Annotated in this window: 20 protein-coding genes; 10 read left to right on the top strand and 10 right to left on the bottom strand. The window is 50.5% G+C overall.

Translation table 11 applies throughout. From position 1 onward, the window contains the following. Nucleotides 1–12 precede the first annotated feature (12 nt). On the top strand, nucleotides 13–375 hold the full coding sequence (locus ACK5NH_RS17940; protein ID WP_416922256.1) for a hypothetical protein: 363 nt from the start codon (nucleotides 13–15) through the stop codon (nucleotides 373–375). A 150-nt stretch (nucleotides 376–525) separates the two neighbouring features. Here the strand turns inward: ACK5NH_RS17940 and ACK5NH_RS17935 are convergent, their stop codons facing one another. Beyond that, nucleotides 526–2,421: a DUF885 domain-containing protein gene (locus ACK5NH_RS17935; protein WP_416922254.1), complete on the bottom strand. Its 1,896-nt coding sequence runs from the start codon at nucleotides 2,419–2,421 to the stop codon at nucleotides 526–528. A 285-nt stretch (nucleotides 2,422–2,706) separates the two neighbouring features. Here ACK5NH_RS17935 and ACK5NH_RS17930 point away from each other — a divergent pair, with 285 nt between their 5' ends. Both ACK5NH_RS17930 and ACK5NH_RS17925 read left to right on the top strand, forming a co-directional pair. Further along, nucleotides 2,707–3,135 (top strand): MarR family winged helix-turn-helix transcriptional regulator, encoded by a 429-nt coding sequence (locus ACK5NH_RS17930; protein WP_416922252.1) that lies wholly within the window; start codon nucleotides 2,707–2,709, stop codon nucleotides 3,133–3,135. Between the two features lie 35 nt (nucleotides 3,136–3,170). Beyond that, complete coding sequence (locus tag ACK5NH_RS17925; RefSeq protein ID WP_416922250.1) at nucleotides 3,171–3,923, top strand: siderophore-interacting protein; 753 nt, start codon at nucleotides 3,171–3,173, stop codon at nucleotides 3,921–3,923. Nucleotides 3,924–3,989: 66 nt separating this feature from the next. Here ACK5NH_RS17925 and hutI read toward each other — a convergent pair whose 3' ends face one another. Then, the gene (hutI, locus tag ACK5NH_RS17920) at nucleotides 3,990–5,216 is read right to left on the bottom strand and encodes an imidazolonepropionase (RefSeq protein ID WP_011715377.1); all 1,227 of its coding nucleotides are present in this window, start codon (nucleotides 5,214–5,216) and stop codon (nucleotides 3,990–3,992) included. A 197-nt stretch (nucleotides 5,217–5,413) separates the two neighbouring features. On the opposite strand from hutI, the gene hutC reads away from it, so the two are divergent. From hutC to hutH, 3 genes are all read left to right on the top strand, one after another. Then, a complete protein-coding gene (gene hutC / locus ACK5NH_RS17915) occupies nucleotides 5,414–6,139 on the top strand; it encodes a histidine utilization repressor (protein ID WP_416922248.1) in 726 nt (241 codons plus the stop codon). A gap of 104 nt (nucleotides 6,140–6,243) precedes the next feature. Then, complete coding sequence (gene hutU, locus ACK5NH_RS17910; RefSeq protein WP_011620933.1) at nucleotides 6,244–7,914, top strand: urocanate hydratase; 1,671 nt, start codon at nucleotides 6,244–6,246, stop codon at nucleotides 7,912–7,914. Between the two features lie 47 nt (nucleotides 7,915–7,961). Next, nucleotides 7,962–9,503 carry a histidine ammonia-lyase gene (gene hutH, locus ACK5NH_RS17905; protein WP_416922246.1) on the top strand — a complete coding sequence of 514 codons (1,542 nt, stop codon included), beginning with the start codon at nucleotides 7,962–7,964 and terminating at the stop codon, nucleotides 9,501–9,503. 114 nt (nucleotides 9,504–9,617) lie between these two features. On the opposite strand, the gene ACK5NH_RS17900 is transcribed toward hutH, so the two are convergent. After that, nucleotides 9,618–10,961, bottom strand: a complete 1,344-nt coding sequence (locus tag ACK5NH_RS17900) for a M48 family metallopeptidase (RefSeq protein WP_416922244.1) — start codon at nucleotides 10,959–10,961, stop codon at nucleotides 9,618–9,620. 116 nt (nucleotides 10,962–11,077) lie between these two features. Then, nucleotides 11,078–11,692 (bottom strand): hypothetical protein, encoded by a 615-nt coding sequence (locus tag ACK5NH_RS17895; protein ID WP_416922242.1) that lies wholly within the window; start codon nucleotides 11,690–11,692, stop codon nucleotides 11,078–11,080. Between the two features lie 407 nt (nucleotides 11,693–12,099). Here ACK5NH_RS17895 and ACK5NH_RS17890 point away from each other — a divergent pair, with 407 nt between their 5' ends. Next, a complete protein-coding gene (locus ACK5NH_RS17890; protein WP_416922331.1) occupies nucleotides 12,100–12,696 on the top strand; it encodes an MliC family protein in 597 nt (198 codons plus the stop codon). Nucleotides 12,697–12,698: 2 nt separating this feature from the next. Here the strand turns inward: ACK5NH_RS17890 and ACK5NH_RS17885 are convergent, their stop codons facing one another. Both ACK5NH_RS17885 and ACK5NH_RS17880 read right to left on the bottom strand, forming a co-directional pair. Continuing rightward, on the bottom strand, nucleotides 12,699–12,887 hold the full coding sequence (locus tag ACK5NH_RS17885; RefSeq protein ID WP_416922240.1) for a hypothetical protein: 189 nt from the start codon (nucleotides 12,885–12,887) through the stop codon (nucleotides 12,699–12,701). A gap of 251 nt (nucleotides 12,888–13,138) precedes the next feature. Continuing rightward, nucleotides 13,139–13,780 carry a DUF3157 family protein gene (locus tag ACK5NH_RS17880; RefSeq protein ID WP_416922238.1) on the bottom strand — a complete coding sequence of 214 codons (642 nt, stop codon included), beginning with the start codon at nucleotides 13,778–13,780 and terminating at the stop codon, nucleotides 13,139–13,141. 192 nt (nucleotides 13,781–13,972) lie between these two features. On the opposite strand from ACK5NH_RS17880, the gene ACK5NH_RS17875 reads away from it, so the two are divergent. Further along, a complete protein-coding gene (locus ACK5NH_RS17875) occupies nucleotides 13,973–14,359 on the top strand; it encodes a DUF1090 domain-containing protein (RefSeq protein ID WP_416922236.1) in 387 nt (128 codons plus the stop codon). Between the two features lie 232 nt (nucleotides 14,360–14,591). After that, nucleotides 14,592–15,860, top strand: coding sequence for a mechanosensitive ion channel family protein (locus tag ACK5NH_RS17870; RefSeq protein ID WP_416922234.1), 1,269 nt, complete (start codon nucleotides 14,592–14,594; stop codon nucleotides 15,858–15,860). Here the strand turns inward: ACK5NH_RS17870 and ACK5NH_RS17865 are convergent. After that, on the bottom strand, nucleotides 15,857–16,480 hold the full coding sequence (locus ACK5NH_RS17865) for a LysE family translocator (protein ID WP_416922232.1): 624 nt from the start codon (nucleotides 16,478–16,480) through the stop codon (nucleotides 15,857–15,859). The genes ACK5NH_RS17870 and ACK5NH_RS17865 overlap by 4 nt on opposite strands. A gap of 25 nt (nucleotides 16,481–16,505) precedes the next feature. Beyond that, nucleotides 16,506–17,066 carry a lysophospholipid acyltransferase family protein gene (locus tag ACK5NH_RS17860; RefSeq protein WP_416922230.1) on the bottom strand — a complete coding sequence of 187 codons (561 nt, stop codon included), beginning with the start codon at nucleotides 17,064–17,066 and terminating at the stop codon, nucleotides 16,506–16,508. A 129-nt stretch (nucleotides 17,067–17,195) separates the two neighbouring features. On the opposite strand from ACK5NH_RS17860, the gene ACK5NH_RS17855 reads away from it, so the two are divergent. Next, entirely contained in the window at nucleotides 17,196–17,645 is a 450-nt protein-coding gene (locus ACK5NH_RS17855) for a YybH family protein (protein ID WP_416922228.1), read from the top strand. 4 nt (nucleotides 17,646–17,649) lie between these two features. On the opposite strand, the gene ACK5NH_RS17850 is transcribed toward ACK5NH_RS17855, so the two are convergent. Together ACK5NH_RS17850 and ACK5NH_RS17845 are read right to left on the bottom strand one after the other, a co-directional pair. Then, a complete protein-coding gene (locus ACK5NH_RS17850; protein ID WP_416922226.1) occupies nucleotides 17,650–18,450 on the bottom strand; it encodes an NRDE family protein in 801 nt (266 codons plus the stop codon). Between the two features lie 63 nt (nucleotides 18,451–18,513). Beyond that, complete coding sequence (locus ACK5NH_RS17845; RefSeq protein ID WP_416922329.1) at nucleotides 18,514–20,169, bottom strand: metal transporter; 1,656 nt, start codon at nucleotides 20,167–20,169, stop codon at nucleotides 18,514–18,516. Nucleotides 20,170–20,311: the final 142 nt, after the last annotated feature.

Genomic DNA, 20,311 nt, shown 5'->3' with positions numbered 1-20,311 from the left:
GTTAGGCATGGTGTGTTGGTTCTGCGTTATAAGGCGCAGCGTCAGCAATTAAAATCGCCGCTGCATTTGTCGTTAATGCTGACCTTGACGCTACTTGGCCCCGTGATGGCGATATGGGGATACCAAGAAAAGCTGATCCTCGCGATGATTTTCGGCCTATTAGGTACTACGGTTGGGGCGGGATTCTTGCGTTATAGCGTTAAGGCGACCCTGACCAAATTAGAATGGTGGATAGAGCATTTAGGCGCCATGATTGGCTCGGGTATCGCCTGTTACACCGCCTTTTCGCCTTTGGTGGCAGCCGTTTGTTTATCGACCATGGCAATTTGCGTCTGCTGTCGTGGGCACTGCCAGGTGTTGTCGGTTTTGTGGTGATCCGCTATTTAAGCGGCAAGTATCAAGGTCGCTTCGCGGATTAACCTGAGTCCTGAAAACAAAGGAAGCCGTAAAAACCAAGGGAGCCGTAAAAAAAGGGGCCGCCTAAGCAGCCCCTATATTGAGATGATTTTAGCGGTTTTACCCGAATTAAACCTTAGTCTCGGCGGCAGCATTGGCCGCCTTAGCGGATTCGAGCCACTGATCCATCTTTTGCTCCAATAAATCTAAGGGCAAGGCGCCATTTTCGAGCAGCCTGTCGTGGAAGACTTTAATATCAAACTTATCGCCCAAGGCTTTTTTGGCCTTAGTGCGCAGTTCGATAATTTTCAGCTCGCCCAGCTTGTAACCTAAGGCTTGCCCCGGCCAAACCACATAGCGCTCGATTTCGCCCGTGGCTTCAGAGAGGTGTATTCCCTCAGTCGCCACTGCATAATCAATGGCTTGCTCACGACTCCAATCCTTAGCATGCATACCGGTGTCGACCACTAAGCGCACTGCGCGGTGTAACTCAGACTGCAAGCGGCCAAGATCGTTAATTGGATTATCCTGATACATGCCCATCTCGGCGGCTAAGCGCTCGGCATACAGCGCCCAACCTTCACCCGCGGCATTAGAGTAAAAAATGGTACTCAGCAGCGGCAAGGTATCCGACAGACCGATGAGAGTCTGTAGATGATGGCCGGGATTGGTCTCGTGATAGGTTAAGGTTTGCAGCGAATAGGAGGGCAGCGCCGCCATATCGTACAGACTTATCCAGAAGGTGCCCTTACGTGAACCATCCTGTGAAGGCGCATCGTAAAATGCACCGCTGGTTGCGGCGGCGCGACTATCTGGCACGGCTTCAACCGCAACTTCTTGATTCGGTAACAGCCCAAACCACAGCGGTAATTTGGCATTCACTTTCGCCAGATAGCCGTGAATGTCCGTCATTAACTGCTGTTTACCCTCGGCGGTGTTGGGATAGTTGTATTTAGGATCCTTAAGCAATCGCTGCATGCGCTCGCCAACTGTGCCTTTGCGGTAACCCACTTGTTTGAGTAACACATCCATCTCGGCCGTAATGCGGGCAACTTCGTCTAATCCCAGTTGGTGGATCTCATCTGGGGTCATCTCCGAATTGGCGAGGTGCTTAATCATCGCCTTGTAGAGTTTCGCACCCTGAGGCTGGTGCCCGAGTCCCGCCACATGGGTGGCCTTGAGGCGCACCGCTTGCAGTGCGGAAATCAACTGGCGCGTCGCAGGGTAATATTTAGTCTCCACCAGTTCGGCGGCTGAGTTCACCAACGCCTCACTTTCTGGTACTTGGGCGGCGGTTAATTTGGCTTTAAAACTGCTGACTAAGGGATGTTCACTAGCATGGTGCACTAACTGTTGCTGTAACACGGCTATGGTCTTATCGATAATAAAATCGGGTGGGATTACCCCCATCTGTACATCTTGATCCAGCTTATCGATAACTGTGCCCATGGCGGCTGGGTACATGCTTAAACGGTTGAGATAGGCCTTAGCTTGCTCTGGGGTGGTGACCGTAAACTTATCTTCCATATACCCCGGAAATTCAACGTGCAGCCCCGATAAGTGGTTGACGACATAAGGTAAAAACCAAACGCCGTATTCACCGAGCATAGTGCCATAGGCCACGGTTTCGGCAGGCAACAGGGCGCCAGCGATTTCAGATTTTATCGACCCTAAACTCACTTGCTCCGAGGCGCTAAGCTGGCTGGCATCGATAGCATTGAGTTCGGTTAATATGGCCTTAAGCGCTTTACGGCGATGATTTTCCCCCGACGGGCTGTAATCGGTCAGTTTAGAGAGTACATCCTTGCCCGCCTCATCCTCGGCCACGCCATAATAGGTGGCGATTTCGGGTCTAAGGGCAAAATAACGCTGGGTGATTGGCGCGAGTTGCTGCTTAAGGCTTAATACTGGGATGGCCTTTTCGGCCTTGGCCTGCTCAGCGGTTTGATTGGTCTGTGTTGGGTTTGGATCGCTACAGCCCGTTGCTAACATGGCCAGCATTAAAGCATTTATTATTCTTTTCATCGGGTTACTCATACAAAGACATTGAGGCAAATCCGTTATCGAACCGACACCCCAAGTGTTAAAGCGTGTTTTGTGTGATCAAGCTCAAATTTGAACGGTTATCCTAGCAGTTTATTGCATCCAAGCCGCAAGAATTTTGTTACTCGTTTTGAGTGGATGAATTGGATTGACTCATGGCCGTAAGTTTTGTTGATCTTAATCAGTCATTCACCCAATGGTTATTTGGTTGACACAATCAACCAACATCGATATTGTTGATACTGTCAACTATATCGAGATGCCATTATGTCAGCCACTTCCCTCGGTGAAACCTTGCACAGATTAGTGCATGCCTACAAAAAACAGCTGCGCGCGGATATTGCCGCGCAGCAGATTGAATTGCCTGTGACCCATATTCGGGCGCTCAAGGGGATTTGCCGTCATCCCGAGGCCACGGCGCAGTCTATTGCCATGCGTATGCAGCGGGATAAAGCCCAAATTACGCGGGTGCTCAATGAGCTACAGCAGGGCGGTTATATCCTAAAAGTCGATAATCCTAAGGATGGCCGTAGTCAGTTGCTGAGGCCGACGGCACATGGCGAGCAGTTGATGACGCAAATTATTGCCGCCGAAAAAGCCACCGTTGCCCATATGACCCAAGCACTCGATCAGGATGAAATTGCGGTGTTTATCCGTATTGCCAACCAGATCAGCGATAGCGTGGCGGAAAGCTAACAATTGAGTGCCATTTATCTTTTTGGAGTTTAAGTATGAACAGACCCGCTCCGCGCGAATTGACCGTGATAGGTAAAACCCAAATCACGCCACATATGCTACGTGTCACCTTAGGCGGCGCTGGCTTTGCAGGTTTTCCCGCCGATCAAGAAAGCGCCTATATCAAGTTACTGTTTCCGCAGCTGGGGGATGAGCGGCCATTAATGCGCACTTATACCATTCGTCAGCAGCGGGCGAATGAAATCGATGTAGACTTTGTGCTGCACGACACCGATGGCCCCGCATCCCGTTGGGCAAAGTCGACCGAGATTGGGGATATAATCCAAATTGGTGGCCCCGGACTGAAAAAATTGATCAACTTAGACGCCGAATGGTTTTTACTGGCAGGGGATATGACGGCCTTGCCCGCCATCAGCGTGAACTTGGCGCAATTGCCAAGCAATGCCGTGGGTTACGCTGTGATTGAGGTGCTAAGTGAGGCCGATATTCAGCCCTTAGTGCATCCTAGCCATGTGCAATTGCATTGGGTAATTAATCCAGAGGCAGACCCAGAAGGTAAGCCCTTAGCCGAACGCATTGCCCGGTTGCCAAAACTTGAGGGGCAAGGCGCCGTATGGCTCGCCTGTGAATTTAGCAGTATGCGCGCCCTAAGAAAGCTGCTAAAGCAGACATACGACTTACCGAAAAGCCATTTTTATACATCAAGTTACTGGAAAATCGGCTGTAATGAAGGCGAGCATAAGCTGGTAAAACAAGAAGATGAGCAGTTAGAGAATAGCGCTCAATAACCGCAGATATGATGACTAAACAAAGCCGCCAGTATCCATGGCGACCTTGGTTAGCTGAACCGCGGGTTATTGATGCACTAACTTACCGTTTTTTACCACATCCTTGCAGGGATTTACGCCGTAGCTATAGGCGAGTTGCGCCGGGGTGGCGATATCCCACAGACAGAAATCCGCCTGTTTACCAACCACTAAGCTGCCGACACTCTCTTCAATCCCTAGCGCCTTAGCGGCATTCAATGTTAAACCTGCGAGCGCTTCCTCTGGCGTTAAGCGGAATAGGGTGCAACCCATATTCAGCATCAGCAGGGTCGAGCAGATGGGCGATGAGCCGGGGTTAAAGTCGCTGGCGAGCACCATAGGCACACCGTATTGACGCAATAAGTCGATAGGCGGTTTTTGGGTTTCCCGCAAAAAGTAAAACGCGCCCGGTAACAGCACGGCGCAGGTGCCACTTTCACTTAGGGCTTTAACACCTGCCTCATCTAAATATTCAATATGATCAACCGACTTAGCCCCTAAACGTGCGGCTAATTCAGAGCCGCCCATATTGGATAACTGCTCGGCATGCAGTTTAACTTGCAGGCCAGCCGCCTTGGCGGCGCTCAGTACCCGCTCGGTTTGCTCTAGGTTAAAGGCGATATTTTCACAGAATACATCCACCGCATCTGCGAGGTTTTCGGCGATCACTGCAGGCAGCATCTTATTGATAATTAAGTCGACATAGCCGTCGCTATTGTCTTTAAACTCGGGTGGCACCGCATGGGCACCGAGGAAGGTGGTCTTCACATCCACATGATGATGTTGGCCGAGTTCGCGGGCCACGCGTAGGATTTTGAGTTCGGTTTCGGTATCTAAGCCATAGCCTGATTTAATCTCAACCGTGGTAACGCCTTCCTTCGCCAAGGCATTTAAACGCTGGCGCCCGAGGTCAAATAGCTCGGCTTCGTCGGCTTCACGGCAGGCGTTAACTGTGGAAATAATGCCGCCGCCAGCACGGGCGATTTCCTCGTAGGTGGCGCCCTTTAGGCGTAGCTCAAATTCGTTGGCACGATTACCCGCAAATACTAAATGGGTGTGGGCATCAATCAGCCCTGGAGTGATCCAACCGCCCTTGCCCCTGTAAACAGGAATGGACAACACATCGAAGGCAGGCAGCTCGCTGCGTGGGCCTAACCAGGCAATTTTACCGTCTTTAACTGCGATAGCCGCATTGGTAATTGCGCCGTAAGGTGCTGATATGGAAGGGTCCATTGTTGCTACGTTAACGTCTATCCAAACCTGATCCCAAGACATTGTTATCCCTCGCTGCGTTGGCTTTTGGGCCCCGCAAACTCCTTATTATCGAAAGTTATGTGAGCTAGCTTGTATTTACTTGTATATACAAGCTAGGATTGTAGCCGCAATTTTGAACGTTTGAAAGTGGCTCAGTGTTTTGGTGTGTGAGTACCTACCATGCCAAACCTAGGTAGATTTTATCTTGAGGAAGAGTTTTGGCTACGCCTAAGTTTGCAGAAATTAAGCAATATATCATTGGCTGTATCGAGTCTGGTGAGTGGGAAGAAAATGCCCGCGTCCCCTCGGAAAACCAGCTGGCCGAACTGTTTGTCTGTAGCCGGATGACGGCGCGGCGCGCCTTGACTGAGCTAACAGACAACGGCGTGCTTGAACGCTCACAGGGACTTGGCACCTTTGTGGCGGGGCGAAAGTCGCAATCCTCCATGTTGGCGATCCGCAACATTGCCGATGAAATCAAAGACCGTGGTCACGGTTACAGTGTGCAGCAGTTGGCACTTGAGCAAGTAAACGCTACCGCGCCTATCGCCATCGCACTGGCGCTGGAGCTCGGGAGTCCGGTGTTTCATTCGGTGTTAGTGCATTGCGAGCAGTGCGTGCCGCTGCAAGTTGAGGAGCGTTATGTGAATCCCGCCTTTGCGCCCGACTATCTGGCGCAGGACTTTAGCGAGCAGACACCCCATGAATACCTGTCGCAGGTGGCGCCGCTGACCGAGGCGCACCACACCATCGAAGCCATTATTGCCAGTAGCGAATTGCAGCAGAGGTTAGCCATTCCGGCGACCGAACCCTGTTTACAGATTTCACGCCGCACTTGGTCGCGCCAAGGGGTGGTGAGTTTTGCCAAATTAGTACACCCGGGTAGCCGCTTTAAGCTCGGCGGACACCTGACATTCATAAATAACGTACGCAAACAGAGGTGAAGGCTTATGGTATTCATCCGATGTTTAGCGACAAAAACACAATAAAAACAATAGCACTTAGCCAAATGGCGAGTGAGTTCAACAGGTTGAAAGAGGACATCTCAATGGACAAGCGACACGACCCAAGCCGCCGTATTATTGCGCCCCATGGTAGCCAATTAAGCTGTAAAAGCTGGTTAACCGAAGCGCCAATGCGCATGTTAATGAACAACTTACATCCCGATGTGGCCGAGCGCCCAGAGGATTTAGTGGTTTACGGCGGTATCGGCCGCGCGGCCCGCGACTGGGACTGCTACGACAAGATTATCGAAGTGCTTAAACGCCTCGAAGACGACGAAACCTTAATGGTGCAATCGGGCAAACCTGTGGGCGTATTTCGCACCCACGCGGATGCACCGCGCGTGCTGATTGCTAACTCTAACCTAGTACCACATTGGGCAAACTGGGAGCACTTCAACGAGTTAGATAAGCAAGGTTTGGCGATGTATGGCCAGATGACCGCGGGTTCGTGGATTTATATCGGTACTCAGGGCATTGTCCAAGGCACCTACGAAACCTTCGTTGCCGTGGCAAAACAACACTTTGGCGGCGTGGCTGCCGGTAAGTGGATCCTCACCGGTGGTTTAGGTGGTATGGGCGGCGCGCAAACGCTGGCCGGGACTATGGCGGGTTTCTCTGTGCTTGCCTGTGAGGTGGATGAAACCCGTATCGATTTTCGTCTACGTACCCGTTATGTGGATAAAAAAGCCACTTCATTAGACGAAGCCTTGGCTATGATCAACGACGCCAATGCCTCGGGCAAACCCGTATCTGTGGGCCTGCTGGCTAACGCCGCCGATATCTTTGCCGAATTAGTGAAGCGTGGCATTACTCCTGATGTTGTCACCGACCAAACCTCTGCCCATGATCCGCTGAACGGCTATTTGCCTCAGGGCTGGACCATGGCGCAAGCGGCTGACATGCGTAAAACCGACGAAGCAGCAGTCGTAAAAGCGGCTAAAGCCTCGATGGCGGTACAAGTGCAAGCCATGCTGGATCTGCAAGCGGCAGGCGCGGCAACCTTAGACTATGGTAACAACATTCGCCAAATGGCCTTCGAAACCGGCGTTAAAAACGCGTTCGATTTCCCCGGTTTTGTGCCTGCTTATATTCGTCCACTCTTCTGCGAAGGCATCGGCCCGTTCCGTTGGGTGGCCCTGTCTGGCGATCCTGAGGATATCTACAAGACCGACGCCAAAGTGAAGGAACTGATCCCCGACAATCCACACCTGCACAACTGGTTAGATATGGCCCGTGAGCGTATCGCCTTCCAAGGTCTACCAGCGCGTATCTGCTGGGTGGGCTTAAAGGACCGTGCGCGTTTAGCCCAAGCCTTTAACGAGATGGTGAAAAACGGCGAGCTGTCGGCGCCCATCGTCATTGGTCGTGACCACTTAGATTCAGGCTCAGTTGCTAGCCCTAACCGTGAAACCGAATCTATGATGGACGGCTCAGACGCAGTCTCTGACTGGCCATTACTGAACGCACTGCTGAACACTGCCAGCGGCGCGACTTGGGTGTCGCTGCACCACGGTGGTGGTGTCGGCATGGGCTTTAGCCAACACTCGGGCGTGGTGATCGTGTGTGACGGTACTGAGGCCGCCGCTAAACGTGTTGGTCGCGTGCTGTGGAACGACCCAGCGACAGGCGTGATGCGCCATGCGGATGCGGGTTATGAGATCGCGAAAAACTGTGCAAAAGAGCAGGGCTTAGATCTGCCCATGCTTAAAGACTAACTATTCAACAAACCGTGAAAAACAACGACAAGAATACGGATGTAAAAATGAAATCAGTCAATCATTTAGTATTAACGCCTGGCAGTTTAAGTCTGGCGCAACTGCGTGAAATCAGCCGCCATAAGCTGACACTCGAACTGGCACCAGAGGCGATTACCGAGATCAACACCAGCGCGCAAATCGTGCAAAAGGTGCTGGATGAAGGTCGCACCGTTTACGGCATCAACACAGGTTTTGGTCTGCTGGCCAACACTAAGATTGCCCCGGAAGATCTGCAATTACTGCAACGCTCTATCGTGTTATCCCACGCGGCGGGCACGGGCCAATACATGCAGGACGCGACTGTGCGCCTGATGATGGTGTTAAAGATCAACTCCCTAAGCCGTGGCTTCTCGGGTATCCGCTTAGAAGTGATTAACTTCCTTATTAGCCTAGTGAATGCCGAGGTTTATCCTTGCGTGCCTGAAAAAGGTTCTGTGGGTGCCTCTGGCGACTTAGCGCCGTTAGCCCATATGTGTTTGCCGCTGTTGGGTGAAGGCGAGATGAGCTATCAAGGTCAGATTATTTCGGCCGCCGAAGGCTTAGAAATCGCTGGCCTCAAGCCAATCGATTTAGCCGCGAAGGAAGGCTTAGCCCTGCTCAACGGTACTCAGGCTTCTACCGCGCTGGCGCTGGAAGGCCTGTTCCACGCTGAAGACTTGTTTGCTGCCAGCTCAGTGATCGGTGCGATGAGTGTTGAAGCTGCCATGGGTAGCCGCAGCCCGTTCGATCCACGCATCCACGCCGCCCGTGGTCAGAAGGGACAAATTGATTCGGCCATGGTGTTCCGTCATCTGTTGGGTGAAGAGTCTGAGATCAGCGTGAGCCATGCAAACTGTGAAAAGGTGCAAGATCCTTACTCACTGCGTTGCCAACCACAGGTACTTGGCGCTTGCTTGACGCAAATTCGCCACGCGGCCGAAGTATTAGGCACTGAGGCCAATGGCGTGACCGATAACCCGCTGGTATTCCAAGATACCGGCGACATTATCTCCGGCGGTAACTTCCACGCCGAGCCGGTTGCTATGGCTGCCGATAATTTGGCGATTGCGATTGCCGAATTAGGCGCGATTGCAGAGCGTCGTATCGCGCTGCTCATCGATTCTAGCCTATCTAAACTGCCACCTTTCCTCGTGAAAAACGGCGGGGTGAACTCGGGCTTTATGATTGCTCAAGTGACTGCTGCAGCGCTGGCATCTGAGAACAAAACCTACGCGCACCCTGCGTCGGTCGACAGCTTACCTACCTCGGCAAACCAAGAAGACCACGTGTCTATGGCGACCTTCGCTGCCCGTCGTCTGCGGGATATGAGTGAAAATACCCGCGGCGTATTGGCGGTTGAGCTATTGGCGGCGGCCCAAGGTCTGGATTTCCGGGCGCCATTAATGCCAAGCAAAGCAGTGGCGCAGGCGAAGGCCGAGCTACGCGAAGTGGTTGCCTACTATGATAAAGACAGATACTTTGCGCCGGATATCGAAGCGGCAACGGATCTGCTTTATACCTCAAGTTTTAATGCTTACTTGCCAAAGGGCACACTGCCAAGCTTTTAATTAAGATATAAGCATTTAAAATAAAGAAAAGGCACAAACTTATCGTTTGTGCCTTTTTAATTTATGGGTGAGGAGATGGGCCTTCACCTTAATACTGGGGTAGTAAGCCTAAGATTAGCCTTGGCAATCGGCGGGTAAATATTCGTCGGGAATACCGCTACTGCTGCACACCCAAGTGATATTGTCTTGCTCATCGACTTGGGGTGATAGATACACCTCATAGTCTTGGTAATCCCCTAGGGTTTCGCCTCCAACAAATCCGACTATGCCATCGGAATAGAGGTTAAAGGTGGTTAGCTGCTCATCGCTAAAGCCTAGCGGCTCTAACTCGGTCGGCCAAGCTTTATGGCTTTGGTAGTACTGAGTCAGCACCCCGGTAATCGGCGCTAATGATTGATGTAACTGGTCTATATGCTCGATTGCCAGTGCGGCATCGGGCACGTTAGCGGGCTCAGAGTCCATTTGCGGGGTGCTGGTGGCGTAGTTGGCATCATCATAGTTAATGCTGGCTGCGCCCGCTTTCTCTTGGTATTCCTTATATGCGGGAATCGCGACCGCAGCGGCCACACCGATAATGGCCGCAAGGATGATAATCCCGCCACCTGCTGTGCCCATACGTGGCATAAACAGGCTAAAGAGGTAGGCGAATACACTGCGAGAAGGCGCTGCATACACTTTGCCTTGCGCGGTCGCTTGTACTCTTGCCATACGTTTAGTCAGCCATGGATAGCTGCTATTAAGCTCATGGAAGGACATCCAAAATCCGCTCGACTCTTGGGTTTGGCGAATATATTGATCCACATTCATCCGTTTCCATTGCTCAACCCCAGCGGCTAATACGGCAACCGCATTGGTGGCCGAACGTAGGCTATTGCAGCAACGCAGACCGTGCAGGTCGCAGCTGTACTCGCAGGCGCGGGCGTAGGCGGCGCCGACTAATGGCAGCCAAGTGGCGAACACTAACAGCGGCTCTTTACCAATATGGTTACGGCGAATATGGCCCAGCTCATGGCCGATATAGAAGTTAAGGGCATCTTTATCGGACTCGAGTGCATCCACAATCGATGAGAACAGCACTATGTAGTTGCGACGCAGAAAGCGGGTGGCGAGGGCATTTAGCATGCCATCGGCGGCTAGCAGGTAGGCGCGGGGCGGTTCTTTAATCTCTAAACGCTCACAGCAGGCGAGGTATTGTTTGTGTAAATCGGGGAACTGCTCAGGGCTGATTTCAACCGCCGTGCCCTTTAGGTAGCTGATAAACGCCGAGTGGGTAAAGAGGTAAATGATAAAAAACATCAGCACATAAATCAGGGCGAGACCTTTGGTGGCTAAGATCAGCACGGCCCAAATCAGCCCTGAAATAATCGCTAAAATTGTAAACAGTGACTTTTCTTTCGAATAGACGGTATCTGCCATTTGAATGGGGTTGTCGTTCCCTGTACTTATCGCTTGTTCCATGTTGATCCTTTTCCTAGTGAAATAACAAAGCGGCGTGAAAATAGTCAATTTCACTAGGAAATTCAATCTCTATAACAGGGATCACCGATAATTTACCCTTAAGTGCTAATAATGGCTTAAGGTGCTAATACTGCGGTGCCATTTTTTATCGCGTTTTGCGCCAGGTCGTAAACCTGCTTCTCGGCCACATCGACTAACGCTTGGTGCTGCTCGCCGAGTTGTTCCATCTCTTTGCCCATCACTTCCATCGATGCGCCTAAACTTTCAATTTGCTCGTTAACCTCTGCATCTTTTTCCCCCAAGGCGATATTCGCTAAGAGTTTGTTGGTTTCGGCGCTGATGGTATCACCCTTAACCTGCATTTGTTCACCTAGATACTGCATCTTCTCGCCTTGGTTCTGCATTGGGCGCACGGCCTCTTTCACTTGATTAACTAAGGCCGGATCGGTGATCACATAGCTGTTTCCAGCCGTTTTGACCCACAGATAGTCCGTTTGGTAAGGATTCTTTTGGCGTTTGAGTTTATTCCAATCTTGGCTCTCACCCGCACCTATAGTGAGCTCACCATCTTGGCGAACATAAATCCACGAAAAGTCAGGATAGTTACGGCTATTGATCGAGATGTTGGTTTCGGCGGATGACGTAGTAGTTGCCTGCTGCGTAGCCCAAATCCCATAGGGGATGAGCGCGAGGATCAATAAACCGCCGAATACTTTTGTGTGAGTGTTCATAATGCTTCCTTGTATAGGGATAAGTGTGATGGCCCACTGACTAGGCAGAATATATGCCAATTAAATATTCTTTATTTATCAGCATGATAAAAATTGTGTTCGCGTGAAGAGTCTAAAGTGTCCGCACTATGGCTTTAAATGTGTCCGCGCGATTGTCCGTTCAATGGACACTCTTGGGATAACCGACAAGGCTGCACTACACTTACTCGAGTTTGTGAAAAGCCGTTAGCTTGTAGAGCTAATATTGGCTGGTATTTGCGGCTAAGTGCTGATTTTTGCTCGCTCAAAGAAGGGGATTTAGCTTAAGTCAGCTTAGGTTAAGCAGAGTTAGGATTAGCTATGGACAAGAGAGCTCTAGGGGTCTTAGATAAAGGGATGCTGCAATGAAATTAACTAAGATAATCAATATGCAAACCACAGGAGTGGCGGTGCTTTTAGCTGTGGCCTTAAATATTCCTGCTATGGCTGCAGAAAAGCCTTCCTTTGACTGTAGCAAGGTTCAGGCAGGCAGTATCGAAGAGATAGTGTGTCAGGATGCGGGCTTGACTAAGCTAGATCAACAGTTGGCCGAGGTTTACGCTCAAGCAACTGATAAAGCAAAGAATGAGCAACCTCCCGTATTAAAAGCCATGCAGCGAGGTTGGGTCAAAGGGCGTAATGAATGTTGGAAGAGTGAAGATAAACGCGCTTGTGTCGAGTCGAGTTATCAGACGCGGATTGCCGAGCTACAAGCGCAGTATCGCCTAGTGGAAATGATCGGCCCGGTGTTTTATGCCTGTGAGGGGTATCCTGCCAATGAGGTGGTGGTCAGTTACTTTAAGACTGAGCCTGCCACTCTGATAGCCGAGCATGGCGATCAAACGTCCTTGATGTTTGTTCAGCCCAGTGGCAGTGGTGCTAAGTATCAGGGCCGAAACGAGAGTCTGTGGGAACACCATGGCGAAGCCAAAATTGTCTGGGGATACGAAGCGCCAGAAATGACCTGCGTGGTAAAACCTCAATAAACTTAGAAGTTAACCCCTAAACCTAGGCTGTAGGAAATATCCTGCGAATGCTGCACAGCGGATTTAGTCTCATTGATATCGTATTTAAATGAGAGGTAAATCTGTTGTGTTAGCAGGTATTTAAGCCCAAAGGTCGAGTCAGAAATGTATTCAATGGTGGGAATATCGGGAAATAACCAGATTTTGCTCATCTAGGGCTTTAATTTCACCGGTAATTTTATCGCCATTATTCAGAAAAACCGTGTCGGCAATGGCCTGATAGCTGACAGCATAGAGCAAGAGTGTAAGACCGAGAGATGAATATCTATTGGGCATCAAGCATCTGGCTCATTTGGGGAATAAGGACATGCTGGCAATTGTAGTTTATTCTTCACCTGATAACACCCGTTTGAGTTTGTAAGGAATTGAAAGCTAAATCCAATTCCTTATCTCATTTGTCGGATTAGCGTGAGTTAATCTCAGTGATTTTGAGATTAATCATTTGTTTCTGCCAACGGCTTTTATCTACGCCTTCGACCCAAATCACCGGGCTCTTGCGTTGCTCGCCTTTGCGTAGGTAGGTTTCTGGCATGCGGAAAATGGCTTCCCAAACTTCCAGCTTTTCGGTTTTGAGTAAGGTGCCATCGTCGGCAAAGAAGCTGGCTTCGACCTCGACTAAGGTCACGTGCTCGCCACTAGTGCTAGTCAGCTCGAAGGTCAGGCCAAGTTTATCGCCCTTCCATTGGCTCTCGTTGAAGGTGACTTTAATGCCATCTTTGGCGGTAGACCCTAAGAGTTCGGGTCTTGCTATCGCATTAGCGGTTAGGGTGGTTACCGGCGTTGCAGCTTCAATGGCGGGTGTGCTGGTGGCTACTGCAGTCGCTGCCGCAGTTGATGTCACCGCCGCACTTGGGGCTGCAACTGTGGCAACCGCAGGCACTTCGGCGACTTTAGTCTCTGTGATGATATATTCCCAAGTGAAGTCATCTTTCAATCTGACTTGAGCGCCATTCTCTAGGGTGATAGTCGCCACATCGGCAGCCATCACTGATGAAGAGAGCAGTAATAATGAGCTGAGCGCGCTTAGGCGAAATGAACTGGGCATGGTTTCTGGCTCCGATATCCGTCTGAGTCAATATTTTGTCCTAACATAAACAATTTACTGCCATTAAGTCACTGACTAAGTTGCATTTGTACCAATAAAGTCGATTTTACTCAGCACAAATTCAGCATGTGGTTATAAGCTATGGCACTATCAACCCCATCGGACTATTGAAGTTAGGTAAAGGAGGTTGCCATGTTTTGTCGATATGGATACTTAATCGCATTATTGTGCAGCGGCGTTGCCTTGGCGCAGGAGGAACCCCAAAAGAGCTGTGGGGCAAAATTAGCAGCCATTGAAGCGCAACTTACCGAGGCCAAAGCGGTGGGAAATCAAGCGAAGGCCAATGGATTAGCGAAGGCGCTTGAGGCGGCGGTAGCCGCCAATTGTGAGGATGACCCGTTATACGCCGAGCGTTTAGCTAAGGTCGAGGCCAAAGAGGCTAAATTAGTCGAGCGCCAAAATGAACTCAGCGAAGCCATCGCTAGCGGTCAATCGATGGAAAAGATCACTAAGAAACGCCAAAAGGTGGCAGAGGCTCAGGCCGAGCTACATCAAGCGCAAGCCGAATTAGAGCAATAGTTGCGGCTAAACCGAGTCTAAAGGAAGTTGTTGTAGACTCATGCGGCATTTACACAGATACGCGCTTTAAGCACTTAGCTTCGGGTGCTAAAATCTTTTTAAAAATATATGGTTGTGAAATATTTGTTGCTGAATGTGCCACTGTTGCACGTGATGCTTTCGCAACCCTATGCCCTTATCTTGGCATGGCTGACCTGGGCAGATAACCCAGCCGTTTTTCTAGGAGTAGATTGTGGATCAAGAAATTCGCCTTCAAATCTCGAGCTGGCTATCGAGTATCGGGATCGACAGCCAACCATCCGACGGCATGTCGACCAGCATTATGCTGCTTGCCTGTGTGTTGGTGGCGGCCATTGCCTATTTTATTATGCGCCGGGGGGTGATCCGTGCGGTTAACATGGTGATCCTGCGCTCCAAGGCGACGTGGGACGATGTGTTTATGCGTTACCGCGTGCTGGAAAAGCTGGCCATGTTAGTGCCTGCTATTGTGCTCAACCTTCTAGTGCCTATCACCTTAACCGAGCATCCCGTACTCAGCAGTTTAGTCGATCGCCTATTGAGTATTTGGCTGGTTATCCTGATGATCCGCGCCATTTACGCTGGGCTCGATGCGGTAAATGAGATTTCCGATGTCAATCTGGTGAGCCGCCGTTTGCCAGTAAAAAGCTTTGTGCAGCTAATCAAACTGTTCCTATTCTTTGTCGGCCTAATTGTGTCGATTTCCGTACTAGCGGATCAGTCACCCGTGTACTTCCTCAGCGGTTTAGGTGTGGCAACGGGTTTTGTGATGCTAGTGTTCCGCGACACCATTTTAGGCTTTGTGGCGGGGATCCAGCTTGCGGCTAACCGTATGGTCAGCAAGGGCGACTGGATCCAAATGGACAAGTACGGCGCCGACGGTGCGGTGGAGGAAGTGTCCTTAACTACAGTCAAAGTGCGTAACTGGGACAAGACCATTACTATGATCCCCGCCTATGCCTTAGTGTCGGATGCGTTCCGTAACTGGCGCGGCATGTCGGAATCGGGTGGTCGTCGTATCAAGCGCGCGGTCAATATCGATATCAACAGCATTAAGTTTTTAACCGAGGAAGAGCGAAATCGCCTCAGTAAAATCAATTGCTTGAAAGAGTATTTTCCCGCCAAGATCAGCGAGATCCAAGAGTCGAATGCCAAAGTGTCGGATCTGGATATGAAGGTCAACGGCCGTCATCTGACCAACGTCGGCACCTTCCGCGCCTATTTGCAGGAATACCTGCAGCGCCACGATAAAGTACACAAGGATATGACCCTGATGGTGCGCCAACTGGCACCGACCACCGAGGGTCTACCGATCGAGATTTATATCTTCACTAACGATACCCGCTGGGCTTTTTATGAGGCGATACAGGCGGATATCTTCGACCATATCTTTGCCGTGTTGCCCGAGTTTGGTTTGCAGGCTTTCCAAGCGCCGACGGGCAACGATATCCGCAGTTTAAAATCGGTGAAAGTGGATGGCTAGTCCCGACTGACCAAGATGGCGGCGAGGGTGAGAAACACGCCGCCGCTGGAGCGGTCAAACCAATGTAATTTGTTGCTGGCCTTTAGGCTCGGGGCCAGCACATTAGCCATAGAGGCGTACAGCATCACAAAGCTAAAATCGACGAGCGCCCAAGTGAGGGCAAGAATCGTCAGTTGCGGTATTTGTGGTACGGTTAAATCGATAAATTGTGGAAATAACGCCGCAAAAAACAGTAAATCTTTAGGATTGCTGATCCCCACTAAAAATGCCTGCTTAAAGAGTTGCTTAGCTGTACCTGTTCCTTCGGTTTTCGTCACTTCCAGCTTTTGCCCTTGCTGCTTAGTGAGCAATAGCTTAATGCCCAAAAACACCAGGTAGGCGGCGCCGCACCACTTGAGTAGGCTAAAGCCGTATTCCGAGGCGCTGATAATGGCGCCTAATCCTGCCGCCGAAGCCGCCATCAGCACCAGTGCGGCGCTGACACTGCCAAGCCCTGTAGCAATACTGCGTTTTTTACCGAAATGAATACCGTGGGACATAGACAATATGGCGATAGGCCCGGGGGAAATCCCAATCAACACAATCGCAAAAAGGTAGAGTAGCCAAGTTTCGAACTGCATATTTTGCTCCGTTATTCCTCAGGCATTAACCTTTGTTGTCGGGCGTATAGTCGGGGATCGTTTTGGGATGGCGCCCTTTAATACTGCGGTAAAAGCTGAGGATTTCCGCCATATCTTGTTCTATTTCCTTTGGTTGTAGCGGCGGTTGGATTACGACTGCCTTACGGGAAAAGTCTAAACCCACAGGTACGATTGGCACCTCAGCCTTGGTGGCTATATGGTAGAAGCCGCATTTCCAACGGGTAACAGGGCTGCGAGTGCCTTCGGGGGCGAGCGCGAGCTTGTAGTCTGGCTGGGTGGCAAATAACTGCACCGCAGCATCGACTAAGTTATTGTTTTTACGCCTATCAACAGGGCTGCCACCGATAGCACGGAAGAACCAACCCCAAGGCGGAATAAACAATTGATGCTTACCGAGGAAGTGTATGCGGGTGTGTAAGGCACCGCGGGCGAGCACGCCGATGATAAAGTCCCAGTTGCTGGTGTGTGGCGCGACAATCACTATGTATTTGGCTTGATTGGGGAGTTCCCCCTGGATTTGCCAGCCTGAAATTTTGAGTAGCCAGTGGCATAAATGTGTAAACATGGTTTGGTGCTCAGAGTCGAAAAATGAATAATATCATCAGCTTTTTTTAATTATAAATCGGCTTAGGCAAGATAGTCTGTGCCAAATTCGTTATAGTACATTTTTACCTGATTGTTGGGGAGGGATACTATGTTGCGACAGGGATTGATGAAAAAACACATTTTACAGTGCCTCGCAGTACTGATGTTGCTGTTTGTCGGGCAGGCGAATGCGGTGCCAACGGATGACATTGCCCAGATGCTAAAAGGTCAGCAAGATGCGTGGAACCGCGGCGATCTTGACGCTTACATGCAGGGTTATTGGAAGAACGAGCAGCTGAGATTTGTCTCTAACGGTAAGTTTCGTTACGGCTGGGATGAAACCCTTGCCGCCTACAAGAAAAACTATCCAAATAAAGAGGCGCTGGGTGAGCTGAAGTTCACTATTAAAGAAATCAAAATGCTTAGCAACTATGCCGCTATGGTGGTGGGGCGTTGGGACTTAAAGCGGCAAAAGGATGCTCCCTCGGGGGTATTTACCCTACTGGTGGAAAAAATTGATGACCGTTGGGTGATCACTATGGACCACAGTTCGGACTGATCCACTAAAAGTTGGCGAGACAGTCCGGCTCTTTGGGTAATTGTGGTGGCAGGCTGAAGTGAAAGTCCTGCTGCCCTAGCCGCCGACCCTTACCATCGTATCTGACCTCGGTAAACTGAACTTCCCCTTGGGCATCTTGTAGCAAAATACTGGTGGAGCGGGTGCCATAGTCAGGGTGATGAATATAAATCGCCGCTAAACGACGTTCCCACTCTAACCCTACGCCAGTGTCGGGTAGTTCGTTATCCTGTGGCCGCGAATCATCCTGCATCAACTGAATGAGCGATTCTAGCTCAAGTGGCCCCGATTGTTGAATGAGGGCCTCGAGCGAGCGTTGCCCTTTAGCCATTTTCGGCCAGATATCATCGAGTGCACCATTGCTAATCGCATGAAATCCTTGGGTGAGTTTTACCGTGTTCCGCTTAAGGCTGTTAAAGCAGTAGAGATTCGTTCCTTGGCCAAACACTAAGTTAAATGGCTGATAATCTTCGGCGTGTTCCTCGAGCCAGTTAGGGCAGACAAGTGATCCTGAGCTCAATGCTTTAATAATCAGCTCGCCGCGGCTGCGCATCGACTCTTGGGATTTTTGAGCCACCCTAAGGTTAGTGACTCCGGCAATTTGCCCTTGTTTATTTACGCCAAACCAAGTGCCACCCGCCTGTAAATCTTTGCCCGCAAGCATATTCTGTTCCGGCGGCCAAAATTGTGCTGGGGCTGTTGGCCTGTGGTGAAACTCATCCCGATTCGCGCAAATAATCAGCGGATATTGAGGATGGGTATTAAGGGCGACGAAGAGTATGCACATAACAGGCTAAATTTATCCTAGAAGTAGGATTAACTTAGCCTGTCTGTCGGCAAATGAACAGCGTTAGTGGTGGTGCTTATTGCCATCACCATGGGAATGACCATGGTTGCTACTCTGGCTGTGTGTATGAGAGTGGCCATGCCCGTGATCATGGGAGGTTTCTGACGCAGTGGAATGCGTGTGTGCATGCTCATGGCCGTGCTTATGACCATGGGCAGCAGGTTTTAACAACATTAAGCGGCGCAAGAACTTACGAGGCCCAAGGCGCAGTAAACTTGCGGCAAATAAGCCAGATAGGATAAGCAGTGCAGCTAAGTTAATTGCCTCGGGTAAAGTGCTTAACGAGAACCACATAGGCAACTTAAGCGCTGCTACCAGTGATACAGCAATAATTGCCAGCAAAATTCCACGCTGTGGCCAGCTCATGAGTTTAAGCTGGGCGAAGTTCAGCACTGGCGCGGCAATCAGAGGCAATATGATAGCCAAAGGGCTCCAGCCACTATAGGCAAGGGCAATCGACAGCACTGCTGCTCCTAAGTTACAGAAGCGCATGGGTAAAAAGACCAGCAAGAGCACGGCAATCTGCAACATGGGATTGCTTAACGGCACCGAAGGATGACCTATCAGATTGACTAACACTAGACTGAGGAGCACCCAAGGAGCGCTGCGATCAACCAAATGGGCAAAGCCGAAGCGCAGCGAGTTATTGGGCAATTTAGTATGGGGATCAGTGATCTCGACCCTAGCATGGGCGAGATAAGCGCTTATTATAAACACCACTAGGAGTTGGAATAGCGCTAACCAAGGACCGAGCAACAGTGCTGTCAGTACTAGCGCCTCAGGGCCAGCTAAGCGTTGGAACCAACGGCGGGCAAGACTGCTATCCTGTGGCGTCAAGCCTAACTGGAATCGCAGCGCCGCTGCGGCGTAGCTTAGCAAAAGCACGGGTGCTATGGTCATCAACCAAGTTGTCAGCTGTTCGGTGCTGTGATCGTGGTGGGCATGTTCATGGCCGCCAGAATCCATCAGTAACAGCACCATCAATAATCCAATCCCCAGTAAACTGCCGATACCAGCCTGATATTCATACTGGCCTTGCGTATCCGTATCATGTTGACCATGTTGACCATGGGGTTGATGCAGCACAACGTGCAGGATGGAGCCTGTCACAAAGGCTTGCAAATAAACGGTATTATCTAGACTGAGTTGGGATAATAATTGCTCGCCCGCGAAATAACCCACGCCAGTGAGCAGCATCATGGCGACTAATACCAAACTTGCCCAACGCGTTCCGACTTGAGGCTTGAGTAACCACCAAATGGCAAGGCCTACGGGTAGTCGATGCAATATCACCCCGAGCGCCAATAGGCTGGAATTGCCATCCTGCTGCGCCAGCACCATAGCGCCGCCATCTGTGATGGTGTGCAGTAAAAGACCGCCAATCCCGAGTGACAGGGTGAGATTATGGGTGATCTCTGAGTAGCGATGGAATAAGCGTTCACTGGCGGTCGGTCCCCAGAGGCCGAGTACCACAAAGACGATGGCCAATAGGCCTCCATGCTCGAGCAATTCAGGCAAAATATGGATCAGCACTAATCCGCCTAAGGAGACGAAGATAAAGCCATCGAGGCCCTTCTGTAATCCGCTGCCCGATGAAAAGTAGCGATAAAACAGAGGCCCGATTAACAGTGCGATACAGCTAGCGAGAAGATAGAGCATGGATTCCACGAATTTTGCTGAAAAAACGCCATAGTATACCAGTTGAAATTAAAATGAGCAGCGACTTACTGGGAATTTACCTAGGGCGTGTTGATGTTTCAGGGTTATTTCGCTCGAGGAAATGAATCTTGCGGTCAAAGGT

Origin of the sequence: Shewanella sp. (genome assembly GCF_047975355.1) — a bacterium.
In the GTDB taxonomy this organism is placed as follows: Bacteria; Pseudomonadota; Gammaproteobacteria; order Enterobacterales; family Shewanellaceae; genus Shewanella.
The sequence above is the reverse complement of the archived record's forward strand: the minus strand, read 5'-3'. Positions and strand labels throughout refer to the sequence as shown.